At 62.8% G+C, this 18450-nt stretch carries 17 protein-coding genes; 3 read left to right on the plus strand and 14 right to left on the minus strand.

Translation table 11 applies throughout. The features are described 5' to 3' along the window. Positions 1-19 precede the first annotated feature (19 nt). Genes RAD10_RS34185 through RAD10_RS34205 form a run of 5 tightly spaced genes read right to left on the minus strand, consistent with a single transcriptional unit; the run spans position 20 to position 4982 of the window. Positions 20-1207, minus strand: a complete 1188-nt coding sequence (locus RAD10_RS34185; protein ID WP_461620878.1) for an acetyl-CoA C-acyltransferase — start codon at positions 1205-1207, stop codon at positions 20-22. A 15-nt stretch (positions 1208-1222) separates the two neighbouring features. Next, positions 1223-2353 carry an acyl-CoA dehydrogenase family protein gene (locus RAD10_RS34190; RefSeq protein WP_461620879.1) on the minus strand — a complete coding sequence of 377 codons (1131 nt, stop codon included), beginning with the start codon at positions 2351-2353 and terminating at the stop codon, positions 1223-1225. A 24-nt stretch (positions 2354-2377) separates the two neighbouring features. Continuing rightward, a complete protein-coding gene (locus RAD10_RS34195; RefSeq protein ID WP_461620880.1) occupies positions 2378-3559 on the minus strand; it encodes an acyl-CoA dehydrogenase family protein in 1182 nt (393 codons plus the stop codon). 13 nt (positions 3560-3572) lie between these two features. Beyond that, a complete protein-coding gene (locus RAD10_RS34200; RefSeq protein ID WP_461620881.1) occupies positions 3573-4310 on the minus strand; it encodes an SDR family oxidoreductase in 738 nt (245 codons plus the stop codon). Positions 4311-4352: 42 nt separating this feature from the next. After that, positions 4353-4982: a DsbA family protein gene (locus tag RAD10_RS34205; RefSeq protein WP_461620882.1), complete on the minus strand. Its 630-nt coding sequence runs from the start codon at positions 4980-4982 to the stop codon at positions 4353-4355. A gap of 236 nt (positions 4983-5218) precedes the next feature. Between RAD10_RS34205 and RAD10_RS34210 the strand changes: the two genes are divergently transcribed. Continuing rightward, positions 5219-5731 carry a winged helix-turn-helix transcriptional regulator gene (locus RAD10_RS34210; protein ID WP_091952473.1) on the plus strand — a complete coding sequence of 171 codons (513 nt, stop codon included), beginning with the start codon at positions 5219-5221 and terminating at the stop codon, positions 5729-5731. 109 nt (positions 5732-5840) lie between these two features. Here the strand turns inward: RAD10_RS34210 and RAD10_RS34215 are convergent, their stop codons facing one another. The 9 genes from RAD10_RS34215 to RAD10_RS34255 form a co-directional block, all read right to left on the minus strand. After that, the gene (locus RAD10_RS34215; protein WP_461620883.1) at positions 5841-7643 is read right to left on the minus strand and encodes an AMP-binding protein; all 1803 of its coding nucleotides are present in this window, start codon (positions 7641-7643) and stop codon (positions 5841-5843) included. Positions 7644-7755: 112 nt separating this feature from the next. Continuing rightward, complete coding sequence (locus tag RAD10_RS34220; protein WP_461620884.1) at positions 7756-8955, minus strand: ABC transporter substrate-binding protein; 1200 nt, start codon at positions 8953-8955, stop codon at positions 7756-7758. Between the two features lie 753 nt (positions 8956-9708). Further along, the gene (locus tag RAD10_RS34225; RefSeq protein WP_461620885.1) at positions 9709-11145 is read right to left on the minus strand and encodes an NAD-dependent succinate-semialdehyde dehydrogenase; all 1437 of its coding nucleotides are present in this window, start codon (positions 11143-11145) and stop codon (positions 9709-9711) included. A gap of 33 nt (positions 11146-11178) precedes the next feature. Then, positions 11179-11838: an ATP-binding cassette domain-containing protein gene (locus tag RAD10_RS34230; RefSeq protein ID WP_461620886.1), complete on the minus strand. Its 660-nt coding sequence runs from the start codon at positions 11836-11838 to the stop codon at positions 11179-11181. A gap of 1 nt (position 11839) precedes the next feature. Beyond that, on the minus strand, positions 11840-12541 hold the full coding sequence (locus tag RAD10_RS34235) for an ABC transporter ATP-binding protein (protein ID WP_461620887.1): 702 nt from the start codon (positions 12539-12541) through the stop codon (positions 11840-11842). Beyond that, complete coding sequence (locus RAD10_RS34240) at positions 12538-13281, minus strand: ABC transporter ATP-binding protein (RefSeq protein ID WP_461620888.1); 744 nt, start codon at positions 13279-13281, stop codon at positions 12538-12540. Before RAD10_RS34240 ends, RAD10_RS34235 begins: the two co-directional genes overlap by 4 nt. Further along, positions 13278-14321, minus strand: coding sequence for a branched-chain amino acid ABC transporter permease (locus RAD10_RS34245; protein ID WP_461620889.1), 1044 nt, complete (start codon positions 14319-14321; stop codon positions 13278-13280). Before RAD10_RS34245 ends, RAD10_RS34240 begins: the two co-directional genes overlap by 4 nt. Positions 14322-14324: 3 nt before the next feature. Further along, positions 14325-15245 carry a branched-chain amino acid ABC transporter permease gene (locus RAD10_RS34250; protein ID WP_091953844.1) on the minus strand — a complete coding sequence of 307 codons (921 nt, stop codon included), beginning with the start codon at positions 15243-15245 and terminating at the stop codon, positions 14325-14327. A 90-nt stretch (positions 15246-15335) separates the two neighbouring features. Further along, positions 15336-16628 (minus strand): ABC transporter substrate-binding protein, encoded by a 1293-nt coding sequence (locus RAD10_RS34255; RefSeq protein WP_461620890.1) that lies wholly within the window; start codon positions 16626-16628, stop codon positions 15336-15338. 136 nt (positions 16629-16764) lie between these two features. On the opposite strand from RAD10_RS34255, the gene RAD10_RS34260 reads away from it, so the two are divergent. Beyond that, the gene (locus RAD10_RS34260; protein WP_461620891.1) at positions 16765-17598 is read left to right on the plus strand and encodes a MurR/RpiR family transcriptional regulator; all 834 of its coding nucleotides are present in this window, start codon (positions 16765-16767) and stop codon (positions 17596-17598) included. A 23-nt stretch (positions 17599-17621) separates the two neighbouring features. Beyond that, the gene (locus RAD10_RS34265; protein ID WP_461620892.1) at positions 17622-18446 is read left to right on the plus strand and encodes an SDR family NAD(P)-dependent oxidoreductase; all 825 of its coding nucleotides are present in this window, start codon (positions 17622-17624) and stop codon (positions 18444-18446) included. The last annotated feature ends 4 nt before the right edge of the window (positions 18447-18450 follow it).

The following is an 18450-nucleotide window of genomic DNA, read 5'->3' on the forward strand; positions in this document are numbered from 1 at the left end:
GATCTCCCCGCGTTTCCGCTCAGTGGATGATTTCAAACAAGCCCGCGGCGCCCATGCCACCACCGATGCACATGGTCACCACGCCGTATTTCGCCTTGCGCCGCCGCCCCTCGATCAGGAGGTGGCCGGTGAGCCGCGAGCCGGTCATGCCATAGGGGTGGCCGATCGCGATCGAGCCGCCATTGACGTTGAGCTTGTCCGGATCGATGCCGAGCTTGTCGCGGCAATAGATTACCTGCACCGCATACGCCTCGTTGAGCTCCCAGAGATCGATGTCGTCGATCCTCAAACCGTGGCGCTTGAGCAGGCGCGGGATCGCAGCGACCGGGCCGACGCCCATCTCGTCCGGCTCGACCCCGGCGGCGACGAAGCCGCGGAAGATACCGAGCGGCTTCAGCCCCTTGCTGGCTGCAAACTTGCCGCTCGTGATCACACAGGCCGAAGCACCGTCCGAGAGCTGGCTGGCATTGCCCGCGCTGATGGTCTTGCCCTCGAACACCGGCTTGATCTTGGCGAGGCCCTCGGCCGTGGTTTCCGGACGCGGGCCCTCATCTTTCGTGAGCGTCACCTGTTCGTAGCTGACCTCCTTGGTGTCCTTGTTGACGAGCGCCATCCTGGTCGTGAACGGCACGATTTCATCGCTGAAGCGGCCGGCCTGCAGAGCGGCGCCGACGCGGCGCTGGCATTCGAGACTGTATTCGTCCTGCTTGTCGCGGCCGATCCTGTACCGCTCGGCGACGACCTCCGCCGTATCGAGCATCGACATGTACATTTCCGGCTTCATCGCCATCAACTCGTCGTCGACGGCGTGAAACTTGTTCATGTGCTCGTTCTGCACGAGGCTGATCGACTCGATGCCGCCGCCGATGGCGACGTCGACCCCATCAAGCATCACCGACCGGGCGGCAACGGCGATGGCCTGCAGGCCGGACGCGCATTGCCGGTCGATCGTGGTGCCGGCCACCGTCACGGGCAGGCCCGCGCGGATCGCGCCCTTGCGCGCCACATTCATCACCATGGTGCCTTGCTGCATCGCGCAGCCCATCACCACGTCTTCGACCTCGCCCGGCACGATGCCGGCGCGCTTCACGGCTTCGGCCATCACATGCCCGGCCATGGTCGGGCCGTCCGTGTTGTTGAGCGCGCCACGATAGGCCTTGCCGACGGCCGTCCGGGCGGTGGAAACGATGACTGCTTCAGTCGTCATGCTGGCCTCTTCTCTTTACGCGGCCGCATCCAGCTGCGCGTAGCGCAGCACGTGGAATGCGGGATCGCCGAACTGGATGTTGATGGAGGAGATTCGCTTGAAATAGTGTCCGACGTTCAGCTCGTCGGTCATTCCCATGCCGCCGTGAAGCTGCACCGCCTGGTCGGCTACGAACTTCCCGGCATAGCCGATCTTCGACTTAGCCCCGGAGGCGAGCCGCGACAGGCCGGAATCACCGGCGTTGAGGCTGAGATTGAGATGCTGCATCAGGGAGAGCGCTTCCTGATGGGCAATGAACATGTCGACCATGCGATGCTGCAACACCTGAAAGGAGCCGATGGTGGTGCCGAACTGCTTGCGGGTCTTCGAATAGTCCAGCGTTGCGGCATTCAGCTCGCCGATGGCGCCGACGACCTCGGCGCAGAGCGCGCCGATCGCGCGGTCACGACAGGTTTCCAGCGCGGCAACGCCCTCGCCTTCTGCTCCCAGCAATTGCCCGCGGACCTCGCGCAAACTGATCTCGGCGGCGCGGCGTCCGTCGATCGTCTTGAAGCTCTGGAGATTGACGCCCGCGGCATGCCGGTCGACCACGAACAGGCTGACGCCGTCGCGGTCGCGATTGTCGCCGGCGGTCCGCGCCGAGACGATCAGATGATCCGCCCACGGTGCCGCCATCACCATGGTCTTCTCGCCGCTCAGAACGTAGTCGCCCCCCTCGCGCCGCACTTTGGTCGCGACGTTGGCGAAATCGAACCGGGAGGCCCTCTCGGTCCAGGCCAGCGCCCAGATCCTGGAGCCGTCGATGATGCCTGGAATGAATCCCTGCTTCTGCTCGGACGTACCAAGCTGCTCGATCAGGCCGCCGGCAAGCACCACCGTTTCGACGAAAGGCTCGACGACGAGGTGACGGCCGAACTCCTTCATGACGATCATGGTCGACAACGGACCGCCGCCGAGGCCGCCGACGTCTTCGGAGAACGGCGCGGCGAGCAGGCCGAGCTCGGCGAAGGCCTTCCACCGCGTCCGACTGAGGCCCTCCTCGCTCGCCACGATCTTGCGCCGCGCCTCGAAATCATATTGGTCGCGCAGAAGGCGCTGAACGCTGGATCGCAGCAACTCCTGTTCTTCCGTGAACTGAATATCCATCCGATCCTCCCGATCCGCCGCGGCCTAGAGTCCGAGCACGGCTTTGGCGATGATGTTTCGCTGGATCTCGTTGGATCCGCCGTAGATGCTGAGCTTGCGCGCGTTGAGATATTTCTCGGACGCGGTGTGGCCGTAGTCCGGACCCGGCATGAAGTGGTTGGCACTGACCGGATGCTCGCGGATGGCAAGACCATAATTGCCGATCGCGCGGTGCGTGAGCTCGGTGATGTCCTGGAAGATCTCGGTGCCGCGGATCTTGAACAGCGACGCCGCCGGACCGGGATCGATGCCACGCGCCATCTGGGCGACGACGCGCAGTTCGGTCGCCTCCAGCGCCAGCACGTCGAGCTCGACGCGGGCGATGTCGCGTAGAAATTCCAGATGCGCCGGATCGTCGGCCGGTATCTCGGCCTTCACGATCTGCTTCAGCTTGCGGAGATAGCGGGTGGACCGGCCGATGCCAGCCATGCTGGTGCGCTCGTTGCCGAGCAGGAACTTGGCGTACGTCCAGCCCTTGTTCTCCTCGCCGACCAGGTTCTCGATGGGCACGCGGACGTCCTCGAGAAAGACGTCATTGACCTCGTGACTGCCGTCGATCGTGATGATCGGCCGCACGGTGACGCCGGGCGACTTCATGTCGATCAGCAGGAAGGAGATTCCCGATTGCGGCTTCGCATTCGGATCAGTCCGCACCAGGCAAAAGATCCAGTCGGCGTGCTGGGCCAGCGTGGTCCATGTCTTGTGCCCGTTGACGACGTAGTGGTCGCCCTCGCGCACCGCCTTGGTTCTGACGGTCGCAAGGTCCGAGCCGGAGCCCGGCTCGGAATAGCCCTGGCACCACCAATCCTCGCCGGAAAGAATTTGCGGCAGAAACTTCTTCTTCTGCGCCTCGTTGCCGAACGTGTAGATCACCGGCCCGACCATGGTCACGCTAAAGGCAAGCGGCGGCAGCGTTCCCGCCCGGGAGGTTTCCTGCTCAAAGATGAACCGCTGTGTGACCGTCCAGCCCGGCCCGCCAAACTCCTTGGGCCACAACGGCGCGATCCAGCCCTTCTTGTGGAGGATCCGGTGCCAGAGCAGTGACTGCTCCTTGGTCAGGTCGGTCTCCGGATTGGGAACGCGCATCTCCGCGGGATAATTGTCCGCGATGAAGGCGCGCACTTCATCGCGGAAAGCTGCGTCCTCGGCAGACAGCGCAAGCTCCATCGTAAGAACCTCCTTACCACTTTTCGCCGAAGGGACGGATTTCCAGCTCGAACGTCCACGCGCTCTTCGGCTGCTGATAAAGCTGCCAATAGGACGCAGCGACGGACGACGGCGGCATCAAGAGATCGGGATCGTCGAGCGCATTCGGACCGAGTGCCTCGAGCCGGCGCTGCCGCACCCATTCCGTGTCGACGCCGGAATCGATGATGAGATGCGCGACGTGAATGTTCTTGGGGCCGAGCTCGCGCGCCATCGCTTGGGCCACCGCCCGCAGGCCGAACTTCGCGCTGGCAAAGGCGGCATAGCCGCTGCCGCCGCGGAGCGACGCTGTCGCGCCCGTGAAGAAGATGTTACCGCCGCCGCGAGGCAGCATGAGCCGCGCGGCTTCGCGGCCGGCGAGAAAGCCGGAATAGCAGGCCATCTCCCAGACCTTGCGGAAGACGCGCTCGGTCGTATCGAGGATCGGAAAGTTGACGTTGGCGCCGATGTTGAAGATGCAGACCTCGAGCGGCGCATGCTTGTCGGCATCGGCGAGGAAGGAGATAACCTCCTCCTCCTTGCGGGCATCCAGCGAGCGCGCGTGGATTTCGCCTCCGGTGGCCTCGATCTCCTTGACGAGCGGCTCGAGCTTGGCGCCGTTCCGGCGCCCGGCAAACACCGTGAAGCCCTCAGAGGCGAATTTCTTGGCGATCTCGCCGCCGATATAGTCGCCGGCACCGATCACTGCGACAGTTGCGTTTCTCTTTTGCACGGATCGTCTCCCGGTTGAATTGAACTTCGTTAACTCGGCAGCTTATGCCGTCCTTGCGACCGGCCTGGTTTGCTCGAGGATGGACTCCTCGACGTCACGAAGCTGATCCTTGCCGAAGAACATCTCCTTGCCGACGAAGAAGGTTGGCGAGCCGAACGCGCCTCGGCTGACGGCGTCGTTGGTCAAATCAATCAACCTCTTCTTGACGTCGTCCTGCTGGGCACGGGCGATCAATCTGTCGATATCGAGCCCCGAAGCGATGAACGCGTTCCGGAAGATTTCGAGGTCGTCCATCTTCTTCGGCTCCTCCCACATATGGTGATAGGCCGCGCGAAAATAGGACTCGAACACGCCCTCAAACTGGGCTGCCACGGCGCCCCGCATCAGCATCAGCGTATTGACGGGAAAGAAGGGATTCTGGCGGAATTTCGTGACGTTGTGGCGGCGGATAAACCGCTGGGTCTCGAGCGCCTGATATTCCGGCTTGTTCTTGATCCCACGAAGCGAGTCGAACGGCGACATATTGCCCGTCGCCTTGTAGATGCCGCCGAGCAAGACCGGAACATAATCGAATTTCGCACCGGTGCGCTGCTCGATGCCCGGAAGCGCCACCTCTGCCAGATAAGCGTTCGGGCTGCCAAAATCGAATTGGAATTCAATCTTCAAGGTCATCTCGGCTCCTCCCGCGGAACATGTGCTTGCACTGGCGATCCGGTCGCCGGCCTGACTTTCCTCAAACATACAGTTCTAAAATAGAACTGTCAAACTCTCCCGCAATCTGCTGATTTCGTCTTGCCTGGAAGGGTATTGTTTGGAGTTTAGTACCTATCTAGAATGGCAAATCCCGCGCCGGCCTCCGCAACGATTCGAGATGAGGTCCGTGCCGTGGCGGTGACTGGAGTTTGTGGATGAAGTGGAAGGAACTCGAGGAAGAGCCGTGCTCGATGGCCCGAACTATCGGCGTGATCGGCGACCGCTGGACTCTTCTGATCCTGCGCGAGTGTTTTCTCCGCACGCGCCGCTTCGAGGGTTTCCAGTCGGCACTCGGAATCACGCGGCATCTGCTTGCCGAACGTCTGAAGAAGTTGGTTCGGCAGGGCATCCTGCGCCGCATTCCCTACCAGGAATCCCCCAAGCGGCACGAATATATCCTGACCCAGAAGGGGCTCGATCTGTATCCGATCATGATGGCAATCGTGCATTGGGGCGATACTCACATGGTCGACGAGCGCGGCCGCCCCTTGCTGCACCAGCATCGCAAGTGCGGAAAAGATTTCGATCCGGTCATGGTGTGCTCCGAATGCGGCGAGCCGCTGTCGGCCAAGGAGGTTCATACTCATCCCGGCCCGGGTGCTCGCAGCGCCCCGGCGGCAGCGGCGCCGACGACCTCGAAAACAAAGGCGCGCTCGCGGGCCGCCTGAGGCCTGCGCATCGAAGCAGTCTCGCGGCAGAGAGTGGCGCGGAAGATACCAGCAGACGCGATCTGGCGGCCAGGGAGTCCGTAACGTCCGCACAGCGCCAAGCTCGCTCTCAGACCCGGATCACATCGGCGCCAGCTTCGTGGGTGTAGAGACGCTCAACCTGTTCGGATCGAACTTTCAGCACAGCGCGTTGGTTGACATAGGCCTTGTCGGTGATCTCTCCTGCCGCCATTGATGGCGGATCTTTCAGCAGAACAAAGGAGCAGATCCGTTCGCTGCTTCCGACGGTCTCATTGTAGTCCCGAAAGCGATCCAGCAGGAACCCGACCACGGCGGGATCAGAGGTCAAATCCGCACCCGGAGTTTTCGAGATCCGTGCGGCCTCCGTGGGGTTCAACCAGCAGAGCAGCGCGCACGCCTCACGATTTTCGCCCGCGACCACCATGTCGAGCAAGACACCGCGCGTTGCGGCCAGGATTGCCGCGCGCATATTGCCGATCGAGACCCAGGTCCCATTCGCAAGCTTGAAGTTCTCGGAAATTCGTCCGGTAAAGCGCAGCCCGAGCTCAGGCTTCTGCGGATCCAGAAACGAGACAGTATCGCCGATGCGATAGAAGCCTTCCTCGTCGAAGGCCATTTCCGTCAAATCCGGCCGCCCGAGATAACCCGGCGTGACGTTGGGTCCCTTGACCCTGACCTCGTAAGTGTCCGAGACCGGAATGAGCTTGAGCCGCAGTCCCGGCGCGGGAAGACCGATCTCGCCGGGTCGATCTGTCGCCCAATGGGTCGTACTGATGGTCGGGGCGGTTTCGGTCGTACCGTAGCCCGACATGACCGGAATTCGCCGGCCGGTCGCCGAGAGTGTCAAGCGATAGAGCTTCTCCAGCGTGTCCTTTGAAATTGCAGCGCCGGCATAGCTCATCCGGTCCATCCGCTTGAATACACTGGCGCCCAGATCGAGATCCTTCTCGACCGCGTCACACAGGAGGTTATAGCCGGCAGGCACGTTGAACATGGCGGTCGGCGACACTTCCTTGAGATTGGCGACCGTCTTGTGAAAGAGCTGCGGCAGCGGACGGCCGTCGTCGATATAGAGCGTCCCGCCGTTCTTGAGGATGCCGTGAAGAATGACGTTGCTGCCCATCGTGTGATGCCAAGGCAGCCACTCCACCTGGACTGGCTCGGCCGGAGGAGACACGAGCTGGCTGCCCATTTGCAGGGAGCTTGCCATCATGCGGTGGGTGTTGAGCACGCCTTTCGGAAAGCCTGTCGAACCCGACGTGAAGAGTATCTTAGCGACAGCGTCGCACGAGACCGCACGAGATGCCCCGGCAAATCCGTCGCACGCGACTTTGGCTGTCAGAGCGCGGAAGGGCACCGTGTCCGGCGCGCCATCGACACTGATCCAGGTCGCGGCCGCCAATTCCGGAATGGTGCGGCCTGCGGAAAACTCGCGTCCGCTTTGGACGAACACGAAGCTCGGGCGCAGCACTTCGGCGATGTCCTTGAGACGAGCAAGTCCACCGGGCATCAGCGTGTAGTTTGGCGATATCGACGCCAGGATGACGCCGATTGACATCGCCGCAAACGAAACGACGGCGTTCTCGATCGAGTTTCCGGAGAGGATGGCCAGCTTGTCCTTTGGCTTTGCGCCCAGATCGAGCAAACTCTGGCCCACCGCCTGGACCTGAGACCAAGCCTCGCTGTAGGTGATCTCGTCCCACCCGCCCTTCGCGTTGCGCTGCGCGAGGAATATCCGGTCCGGGGTGGCGCTTGCCCAACTCGGCAAGAAGTCCGTGATGCGCCAGTCACAGGGCTTCCACTCCAGGGGCGAGCTCAATATGAGCGCGCCATCTGGTCGGCGCTCGATTGAAACCTCGCGCGGCGCAAACGTCAGTGCCTTCGTCGACATCGAATTGATCTCCTGAAGTACCGGGATGGCGATCGCACCCCTTGCGCTCGTCGCGCAGGACGCCGGCGCCGGCACGTCGTCAATGCCGCTCGCCCTCTCGCCTGTTACGCGCTCATTCGGACCTGGCGTCCAACACTTCTCCGAAGGCTTCCCAAGTCGAACCGGTCCAGCGCTGCAGACGCATCTGCGTCCAGATCATGTTCTCGGTTTCGCTGGTGTTGATCTTGATGCCCGGCAGTGCGGTCGGGACAACGAAGTCCCGGAGGTTCTTGGCCTGCGCCAGGATGTTCTTGCGGGACAGGTCGTCCCCGCATTGCTTCAGGATCTGCTCGAGCAGGATGCCCTGCTGATAACCGGTGAGATAGCTGCCGTTGGTGATATCGACGCCGGGCAGATATTTGTCGATAAATGCCCGATAGGCCTGCATGCCGGGATCATCTTTCCATTTCGGATCCACGACATCCTTGTTGATGGTGCCGACGATCACGCCAGTCGACTTGTCGAGGCCGGCCGGCGTGAGCGTGCCTCCAACCGAACCGGACGGAAAGTTGATGATGACGGTCGCCTTCCAGCCGATCAAAAAGGCCTGTCGGATCGCCTGCGCAGCGAATTTCGGCGTGCCCGCGATCATCAGGGCATCCGCACTGGAGCTCTTCAGGTTGGTGATCTGCGAATCGACGGTCGGTTCAGTGACCTCATAGGACGCGGTGACGACCCTGCGATCGTAGTCCTTACCGAGAAACGCCTTGAAGGCGTTGACGTAGTCTTTTCCGAGATCGTCATTCTGGTAGAGGATCGCATATTTGGCGTTCGGCAGAGCCTTCGTGAGGTATTTAGCGTAGATCTTTCCCTCGGTATCGTAGCTGACGAGACCTGTCGTGATCAGCGGGTAACTGGCGACATCGGTGAACTTGGACGATCCGCTGACGATCGCGATGCTGGGCACCCCTTTCGACTTCAGGTATTTTGACGTTGCCGAAATGGCGGGAGTGCCGAGCTGGCCGAACATGAATGCAACTTCATCGCTCTCGACGAGCTTGCGAACCTGCTCCACCGCTTTGGGCGGACTATAGGCATCGTCATAGGCGACGTAATTGATCTTGCGCCCGCTGATGCCGCCGCGGTCATTCAGGGACTGAATGTAGGCGATCAGCCCCTTGCCCACGAGACCGATCGATGAAGCCGGTCCGCTGAACGGAAACACCCCGCCAATCTTGATTTCGGTTGCGGTAACCCCGGGCTCGTCGGCCGCGAATGCCGGGCTGCCCAATAGCACGAGCAGAACGGCAAGACTCTTCCATCTCGGCAACATCGGCATCCTCCCTGATGCGCACTCTTCCGGTGCGCCGTTCAATTCTTATGTGTCTCTACGGCTCGCTAGGCGGCATGCCGTGCGAAATCGAGCGCGCTCGCCAAGCGTCGATGGCCAAGCGCGGCAACCGTTGCGCCTCTTGGATCGGCCGTCTTATTCCTCGAACCTACAGTTCTTTTTTAGAACTCGTCAAGCGCTTAGATGCATCTCCCCCTGACAAAGGACGAAGCGCTTGCGGTTTTGTGAAGAGTTGTACGCATGATTCGACAACATCAGAGCTAGAGGCTGATACCGATGTCCAGGCGCGGAGATCCCCCTCTCGGCCCGGATATCGCACGTCGCAATATCAGACCAATTCATTCTGTTATTGAACTTAAGAGATGATCGGAGGTCAGCCGTCAAATAGCACCGACGGCTGCGCTGCAACACGCCCGTCTAGCAGGCCAGCGATCCGCTTTAGATGCGCGGCGCTCGATTGAAGGGCTCAGGCTATAGACGAAGGAACGTCAAAGCGGGAGCACGCTCCACTGAGAGGGGCGAATTCCAAGGTCTTCAAGACGTTCAGGGCGCAGGCGACGCCGCCCGTGATCTCGCGACACGGACGCTACGGGTCATCCTGGCAAGCCAATCCGTGGACCGCGCTGAAGATAAGCGCACACTTCAGGCTTCCAAGAAGAACCCGTGATTTGACCTGCCGCCGAACGATGAGCCTCGCTTGAACGGTGACATTCACGGGGTCTGGGGCCATCACATCTACAGACCGGTCTGGCTTATAAATTTGGTGTTGAGGTAGGCTTCCATCGCCTCGGTGCCCCCTTCCGAGCCGTAGCCGGAATCCTTGATCCCGCCGAACGGCACTTCGGGCAAGGCCAGACCGAAGCTGTTGATGGACATCATGCCCGCTTCGACCGCCGAGCCGATCGCGGTTGCAGTCTTGGTCGAGCTGGTGAAGGCGTAGGAGGCAAGTCCGAACGGCAAGCGGTTGGCTTCCTCGACGACTTCGTCGAAGGTCGAGAAGCGCGAGATCAGTGCCAGCGGGCCGAACGGCTCCTCGTTCATCGCGCGGGCGTCCTTCGGCACGTCGCTCACCACCGTGGGCTCGAAGAAGTAGCCTTTGTTGCCGACGCGTTGGCCGCCCGTCTCGAGCTTGGCGCCCCTGCGGACAGCGTCCTGCACCATGCCTTCGATCGCCGTGACACGGCGCGGATTGGCCAGCGAGCCCATCTTGGAATCGGGATCGAGGCCGTTGCCGACTTTGAACGCCTTGGCACCGTCCACGAACTTGTCGACGAACTCCTTGAAGACGTCGTCCTGCACCAGCATGCGGGTGGGCGAGATGCAGACCTGGCCGGCGTTGCGGTACTTCGCCGCCGCCAAAATCTTCGCAGCCGAAGTGACGTCGGCGTCATTGAAGACGATGGCCGGTGCGTGACCGCCGAGCTCCATGGTGGCGCGCTTCATGTGCAGGCCGGCAAGCGCATTGAGCTGTTTGCCGACATGGGTCGATCCGGTGAAGGAGATCTTCCGGATCACCGGATGCGGGATGAGATATTCGGAAATCTCTGCCGGCACGCCATAGACGAGATTGATGACCCCGTCCGGCACGCCTGCGTCAGCAAAGGCGCGGATCAGCTGTGCCGGCGAGGCCGGGGTCTCCTCGGGCGCCTTGACGATGATCGAGCAGCCGGCGGCAAGCGCGGCCGACAGCTTGCGCACGACCTGGTTGATCGGAAAATTCCACGGCGTGAACGCTGCAACGGGACCGACCGGCTCCTTGATCGCGAGCTGGTAGATGCCCGGTCCGCGCGCCGGGATCAGCCGGCCATAGGCGCGCTTGGCTTCTTCGGCGAACCACTCGATCACGTCGGCGGCTGCCATCGCTTCCATCCTGGCCTCGCCGAGCGTCTTGCCCTGCTCCATCGTGAGCAGCGGGGCGATCTCGTCATTGCGCTCGCGCATGATCGCAGCGGCTTTGCGCATGATGCGGCAACGCTCGAACGGGGCGACATTGCGCCAGACCTTGAATCCTGCTGCGGCAGCGGCCAGCGCCTCGTCGAGGTCGGCCTTGCCGGCATGGGCGACGGTGCCGATCACCTCTTCGGTCGCGGGATTGAGGACTTCGATGACCTTGCCCGACTGGGCCGGACGCCATTTGCCGCTGATGAAAAGCTGGGTGTTCGAATAAGCCAACGGACTCTCCCTGTGATCGCTTCTGTATTGGTTTCAACGTGTGGACGATCGGGCCGCCATGGCAATGACATCGGCGGCCCGCGTCATCTCCGGTCCGAGATAAAGGCGAAAGCGCGGCTCGGCGACCAGGGAGCGAAAATCCGCCATGCGCGTCACCCCGCCGCCGGCTACGAACAGGAATTGCCCGGCGATCTCCGCCAAGATGTCCAGGTGCCAGCTGGCGGTCGGATGCATACAGAGAATGACCAGCCTGCCCTCGTCCCGCAGCTTGCGGAAAAAGTCGAGCATGAAGCCGATATAGCCATCCTGCAGGTTGAACTGCGGCTCGTCGAACAGGTGCACTAGCGGCGTCCGGGTCGGCGACGGCGCCAGGAAGGCCGACGGGACCCGCTTGCGAAAGCGCCGGACCTGGTAGGATTGATGATAGTGGATCGCGAGCCGGTCGCGCTCCCGGTATTTGACACCGTGGATATCGGTACCGGCAACAAGCACGCGGCCTGAGGTGGGCGCATTGGAGCCCGTCATCATCTCGAACAGCGTGGTCTTGCCGGCTCCGTTCGGCCCCACGACACCGACGATGCCGGGTTCGTCCAGCGACAGATTTGCTTCCAGCGTGAAGGTGGGGCGTCGGATGACGCGGCCTCTGGTGTAGACCTTCCGGATATCATCGAGAACGAGCAGCGGCGCGGACACTCTATTGCACTCCCAGCAAGCGCTGACGAAGCCCGCGATCGTCGCGGAGCGTGGCGGCCTCCCCGGTCCAGACGATCCGGCCGCGGTCGATCACCGCGGCATGGTCGGCGACCGACAGCGCGATCTCGGCATTCTGCTCGACCACCAGCGAGGCAATGCCCTCGTCCTTCATCCGCAGAATCGTCGCGAGCACGTCGCCAACGATCTTCGGCGCCAGCCCCTGGCTCGGCTCGTCAAACAGCACCAGCCCGGGCGAGCCGACCAGCGCGCGCGCGATCGCCACCATCTGCATCTCGTCGCCCGACAGATTCTCGCAGTCTCGCTCCATCAGATATTCGAGCGGCGAGAAGATTGCAGCGGCCTCCTTGACGGACCAGTAGCGGAAGCGCGTGCGCTTCTGCGCGATCGACAGATTGCGCGCCACTGACAGGGTCGGGCACAGTCGCCTGTCGTCTGGCACCCAGCCGATGCCGGCACGCGCGATCTCGTGAGTCGGGTTGCGCGTGACGTCATACCCGTCGAAGCGTACCGCGCCACGGCGCGGCCGCGTCAGCCCGAGGATCGAGCGCAGCATGGTGGTCTTGCCAGCGCCATTCGGCCCGAGCAGCGCAAAGACCTTTGCGTGCTCGATGGCGAGCGAGGCGCCGAACAGCGCCTGGGTCTCGCCGTAAAAAGTATCGACCCCGTCCACTTCGAGGATCATGCGAATTTCCCGAGATTGGAGCGCCGGACCCATTCATTCTGCTGCAATTCGTGCGGCGTGCCACGCGCCACCACCTGGCCCCAGTGGATGACGGAGATGCGGTCGGCGAGCGAGAACAGGAACTCCATGTCGTGCTCGATGGCGACGATGGTGAGCTTGCCCTTCAACCGTGCAACGAGAGCGGCCAGCCGCTGCACACCATCCGAGCCGAGGCCGGAGGTCGGTTCGTCCAGGCACAGCACCCGCGGCGCCTGTGCCAGCGCGACCGCGATCTCCAGCGCGCGTCGATCGCCATAGGAGAGATCCTTGGCGCGAATGTCGCCCTTGTCCGCAAGCCCCACCCCGGAGAGCGTTTCGGTCGCCTGATCGGTAAGCCGGCGGTCACCAGCCGCTGCGCGCGCTATGTCAAGGCCGCGCGCGCGAAACGCCGGCAAGCCCATCATGACATTGTCGCGCGCTGAAAATTCGTCGAACAGCGTCATGATCTGGAACGAGCGGGCGATGCCCTTGGCAGCGATGCGATGCGGGCTCAAGCCCGTGACGTCCTCGCCACCGAGCCGGATCGAACCGCGACTCGGTTTCACCCGGCCGGTGAGGACGTTGAAAAACGTGGTCTTGCCGGCACCGTTCGGTCCCATCACACCGTGGAACTCGCCCTCGCCGACCGCGAGATCGACGCTCTCCAGCACCACGCGGTCGCCGAAGCGGACACGTACGCCCGCGGCCTCGATCATGCTCATCGCCCACCCCCGACTAGCAACCGCATCGCGGACGTACCGCGCCGCCTCAGAGCGTTGATGGAATGTTGTTGCACGGCGGCCGAGAGCGCGCCTGCGATGCCCTCGGGACGGAACAGCACGATCGCCATGAACAGAAGACCGAAATAGAGCATCCAGGCATTGGTCAGCGCGCCGATCACGTCGCGGGCCGTGAGGAAGAGAAACACGCCGATCACGGGACCCCAGAAGCTGACGAGCCCGCCGCCGACCAGCGTCATCATCACGACGTAGCCGGATTGATGCAAACTCATGACATCGGGAAATGCGGCAAGCTGCGCCATCGCGAACAGGCCGCCGGCAAAGCCTGATAGCGCGGCCGAGAGGGTGAAGACCGAGGCCTTATAGAGCCACACATTATAGCCCAGATGCGCTGCGCGAACCTCGCTCTGCCTGATGGCGGCGACCACGCGGCCGTAGGGCGAATGTACCAGCCGCCACAATATGGCAGTGCCGACCGCGAAGACCGCGAGCACGAAATAGTAGAACGCGACATTGTCGGTGAGATCGAACGACACCAGGCCGAAATCCGCCGGCAGCCGCCAGATCTTGAGCAAGCCGTCCTCACCGCCAGTGATGCGGTGGGACTTGATCGCAAGCGTCCAGAAGATCTGACCGAAGGCGATCGTCATGAAGGCGTAATAGATGCCGCGCCGGTGCGAGATAAACAGCGCCACCAGCGCGCCGGCAAACCCGGCGATCACGGCTGCAGCAGCGAGACAAACCCAGAGATTAGCGAACATGTCGAACTGGCAGAGCCCGAATGCATAGGCACCGATGCCGAAATAGGCCCCGTGGCCGAACGACGGCAGCCCGGCCGTCCCCAGCACCAGGTTGAAGGCCAGCGCATAGAGCGACCAGATCAGGATCTCGATCCCGAGATAGGGATAGAGCCCGATCCGGGTGATCCAGAGCGGCACCGTCGCCAGCACCAGCCAGAGCACCAGCATCGTCGGCGTGACGAGACGCGCAGCGTCGGATGAGGTCGTCGAATTCGCCATCATTCCCTAGACCTCGAGCACGCTCTTCTTGCCCCAGAGGCCGCGCGCGCGGAACGTCACGACGGCAACGAGCAGGATGTACATGGATAGCAGCGACCATTCGGACGCATAGGCACCGGCGAGTCCGACGCAGAGCCCGACCAGGAGGCCGGCAACGACCGCGCCCCAAAAGCTTCCGACCCCGCCGAGCACGATCACGAGGAACGCGGGGATGACGGCGTCCACGCCCATATGCGGTCGGATGCCCCAGATCGGGGCGACGATGATGCCGGCGATCGCCGCAAGCATGGTGCCGAACACGAACACCAGGAGCCGCAGCCGCGACAGATTGATGCCGAGCGCGCGCACGATCTCGCTGTCATGGGCTCCCGCCTTCACGGTCGCGCCGAACGAGGTCTTTTCGATCAGGACCCAGACCAGGGCGATGATCCCGGCCGCGATGCCGGCTGCGTAGAAGCGATAGCTCGACCAGATCAGGTCGCCGAACAGGAAGCCGCCATTGATGGCTGATGGCACCTGCAGCACATAGTCGCGCGTGCCCCAGACCAGGCGGATCAATTCCTCGATCACCATCGCCGCGCCAAAGGTCAGCAACAGGCCGTAGAGCGGGTCCTTTCCGTAGGTCCGTCGCATGCAGAACTCGATCAACATGCCGATAAGGCCGACGATGACGGGCGCGATGACGAGGGTTGCCGCGTAGCGCCAGCCGAGCGGCAGCGCGAGCCACAACTTTGCAAGATCAGCCGGTAAGGGCGGGCGAGGCCCCGTGAGCTGCATGGCGACATAGGCGCCGAGCGCAAACAGCGAGCCGTGCGCGAGATTGATCTGCTCCATCAGCCCAACGATGAGCATGAATCCGAGCGCGATCAGCGCGAACAACAGGCCAAGCGTCAGGCCGTTCAAAAGATGCGGAAGAAGGTCGAACAAGGTCTGGTCTCGCAACTGTCTTTCCAGGGGCCAGGGCGCGGATGGCGCCGCGCTGGCGGCGCCATCGTTCTGCGACTTGACGACCCGTCCTCAGGAATCGACGGTCGGCACCTGCTCATAGGGCGTGAGCTTGCACTTGGTGGGCGCGGCGTCATCGGCGGCCGATTTCGGTTCCGTCCAGCTGATGATTTCGAACAGATCGGTGTTGTCCGCCGGCTTGGCGTTGCGCCGCGCCAGATAGATCGTCTGCTGCATCTGATGCGTCACCGGATCCATGTAGGCATCGAAATGCTGCATTCGGTCGGTCGCGGAGACTTTCAGGTTCTCGAGCTCTTTGATGATCTTGACGTTGTTGGTCGACCCTGCCCGCTCGATCGCCCGGAGCAGTTCGCGCGTCGACATATATCCGTTGTAGGAGACGTTCCCCGGCACCGGGATCGGACCGTCCTTGTTGGCAGCCTGCCACTTCTTCACGAACTCGGCGACGCCAGGCAGTTGCAGCTTGTGATACCAGGTGGTGCCGAACACGCCGAACAGGCTGTCGGGCGCGCCCCAAACGTCGGGCCAGTCCTGCTGGTTGTTGATCCAGGCGGGCTTGCCGTCGAGCTTGAGCTGCGCGACCTGCTCGCGGAGCGCCTTGATGTCGTCTCCACCGATCGCGGTCGCCACCACATCGGGCTTCGCCTGCTGGATCTTCAGGAGATACGCCGTGAAGTCACGCGTATTCTGCGGCACCAGCAGATTGTCGATGATCTTGCCGCCGGCAGCCTCGACCTGCGCCTTGGTCGCGGCAGACGTCGTGTGTCCCCAGACATAGTCGTTGGTCAGCAACATCCAGTTCTTGCCGATGGAATCGACCGAGTTCTTGACCGATGCCTTGGAGAAATTGGTGCCGTTTCCGTCCCAGACGAATTTCACGCGCGAGCAGTTCTCCCCGGCCTCGCTTGGCGCGGAGGAATTGGTGTTCATGTAGATGACGCCGTATTTGCTGGCGACCTGGGTGATGGCGTTGGCGACGCCGGAATGCAGCGCGCCGATCAGGATGGTGCAGTCCTCGCGGGTGATGAAGCGCTCGGCGACGCGGCTGCCGGTCGCCGGCGTCGTCTCAGTGTCCGCGGTGATGAACGTCACCTGTCGCCCGAGCACGCCGCCTTTGGCGTTGAACTCGTCGATTGCCATCTTGATGCCGCGGAAATCATCCTGGCCGCTGTTGCCATATTGACCGCTGGCATCGCATGTCAGGCCGAGCTTGATCGGCTTTGCTCCCTGCGCCCAGGCATGGTTCTCCCGCCACGGCCCGAAGAAGCTGCCGGTGCCGCCGATGACGCTCGCCATCAAGCTGCCCTTCAAGACGCTTCGCCGTGAGATCTGACGCACTCTCATCGCTCCCTCCCCGTTTCGACGTTTCTGCTCTTTTTATGCGTTTAGAATATTCATTCCAATAACGAAGTAAAGTAGAATATTTGATCCAAACGGTGAAATGCCGTTAAACAGGTGGCCGATCCGGAGACCCGACTCGATGAACAAGGCCCAGGGCGTGATGAGTTACGACGAGCTGCGCGGCGCGATTGCGCAGCGGCACCGCGCCCTATCGGGCCGGCTGCAGCAGATCGCAGAATTCGTGCTCGATCATCCGACCGATGTCGCACTCGGCACCGTGGCGGAGGTCGCACAGCGCTCGGGCGTGCCGCCCTCGGCGATCGTCCGCTTCGCCCATGCGCTCGGATTTGGCGGCTTCACCGAAATGCAACAGGTGTTCCGCTCCCGCCTCGTCGCCGGCGTCGCGCCAAGCTACAAGGCGCGGCTCGCCCGCATGAAGAGTGAGGAGAAATCGGTGCTCGGCCGCCAGCCGGCCGCGGTGCTGTCGCGCTTCGTCTCGGAGGCGCAATCGGCGCTGGTTACGCTCAGTCAGTCCGTGCACACGCGCGAGCTTGAGGCGGCGACGGCGATCCTTGCGAAAGCGCGCGACATCTATCTGCTCGGCCTCGGCGGCTCGTTTCCGGTCGCGATCCACCTCGCCTACGTCTTGCGCAAGCTCGGACGCCGCGTTGTGCTGCTCGACGGCGTCGGCGGCAGCATTCATGAGCAGTCGCACGCGGCCACCGCGGACGACGCGCTTGTCGCGATCAGCTTCCGAAACTACTATCCCGACACGGCACGGCTATTCCCCGAGCTTGTCGCGCGCAGCGTGCCCACAATATCGATAACAGACAGCCTGCTGAGCCCGATCGTCGAAGGCGCGAGCGTCGTCTTCGAGATCCAGGACATGCCCGAGCCGGCGCTGCGCACGCTGGTGGCGCCGATGTGCCTGGTGCAGGCGCTGGCGATCGGCCTCGACCTTGCGGCGGACTGACATTTCATAACAAGGAGAAGATCATGGCATCGCATGACGGAACGAAGGTCTTGGCTGGTCAAGTCGCGTTGGTCACGGGCGCCGGACGCGGGCTCGGCCGCGCCTTTGCAGAGAAGCTTGCCGCGCTCGGCGCCGACGTCGCTATCCACGGCATGCGCGAGAACGGGCCGGCAGAACATGGCGAGGGCACCACGCTGACCGCGGTGGCCGCGGAAATCGGCAAAGACTATGGCGTCCGCAGCCAACGCGTGCTTGGTGATCTCACGGACGGAGAGGACATCGCGCGCGTGATCGCGGAGACGGAAAGCTCGCTCGGTCCCATCGATATCCTCGTGCACAATGCCGGAGGTGATATCGCGGCCGCCGGCGGCAAGCCCGATCCGAACGACGCCGTGAACATCAGGGAGGCCGACGTGCGCGCGGTGCTGGAGCGCAATTTGCTCTCGACCATCCTGACCTGCCAGGCTGTCGCGAAGGGCATGATGGAGCGGCGGCGCGGCCGTATTGTCACGCTCGGCTCGGTCGCCGCTTTCAAGGGGCGCACTCACGGCTCGATTTATGCGGTGGCGAAGGCCGGCGTGACGCACTACACGCGTTGCCTCGCCGACCAGCTCCGCGCCTACGACATCGCCGTCAACTGCATCGCGCCCGGTGACACCCGCACCGGCCGATTTCTCGGCACCCGCGCAGTCGATCCTGACAGGATGGTCGAGACCGGCACGCTCGATCGTATCGCGACCGTCGACGAGGTCGCCCGGGTCGTCGAATTCTTCGCCGGACCCATGGGCGCCTTCGTCTCGGGTCAGGTGCTGCGCATCGACGGTGGCGGACAGGCATGGCCGGCGTGAGCTC

It is taken from the genome of Bradyrhizobium sp. 23AC, assembly GCF_054863025.1.

Excerpts from the sequence above, each read along its gene's own strand:
- RAD10_RS34185 (WP_461620878.1), bottom strand. The coding sequence starts at position 1,207 with ATGACGACTGAAGCAGTCATCGTTTCCACCGCCCGGACGGCCGTCGGC.
- RAD10_RS34190 (WP_461620879.1), bottom strand. The coding sequence starts at position 2,353 with ATGGATATTCAGTTCACGGAAGAACAGGAGTTGCTGCGATCCAGCGTT.
- RAD10_RS34195 (WP_461620880.1), bottom strand. The coding sequence starts at position 3,559 with ATGGAGCTTGCGCTGTCTGCCGAGGACGCAGCTTTCCGCGATGAAGTG.
- RAD10_RS34205 (WP_461620882.1), bottom strand. The coding sequence starts at position 4,982 with ATGACCTTGAAGATTGAATTCCAATTCGATTTTGGCAGCCCGAACGCT.
- RAD10_RS34210 (WP_091952473.1), top strand. The coding sequence starts at position 5,219 with ATGAAGTGGAAGGAACTCGAGGAAGAGCCGTGCTCGATGGCCCGAACT.
- RAD10_RS34215 (WP_461620883.1), bottom strand. The coding sequence starts at position 7,643 with ATGTCGACGAAGGCACTGACGTTTGCGCCGCGCGAGGTTTCAATCGAG.
- RAD10_RS34220 (WP_461620884.1), bottom strand. The coding sequence starts at position 8,955 with ATGTTGCCGAGATGGAAGAGTCTTGCCGTTCTGCTCGTGCTATTGGGC.
- RAD10_RS34235 (WP_461620887.1), bottom strand. The coding sequence starts at position 12,541 with ATGATCCTCGAAGTGGACGGGGTCGATACTTTTTACGGCGAGACCCAG.
- RAD10_RS34240 (WP_461620888.1), bottom strand. The coding sequence starts at position 13,281 with ATGAGCATGATCGAGGCCGCGGGCGTACGTGTCCGCTTCGGCGACCGC.
- RAD10_RS34245 (WP_461620889.1), bottom strand. The coding sequence starts at position 14,321 with ATGATGGCGAATTCGACGACCTCATCCGACGCTGCGCGTCTCGTCACG.
- RAD10_RS34255 (WP_461620890.1), bottom strand. The coding sequence starts at position 16,628 with ATGAGAGTGCGTCAGATCTCACGGCGAAGCGTCTTGAAGGGCAGCTTG.
- RAD10_RS34260 (WP_461620891.1), top strand. The coding sequence starts at position 16,765 with ATGAACAAGGCCCAGGGCGTGATGAGTTACGACGAGCTGCGCGGCGCG.
- RAD10_RS34265 (WP_461620892.1), top strand. The coding sequence starts at position 17,622 with ATGGCATCGCATGACGGAACGAAGGTCTTGGCTGGTCAAGTCGCGTTG.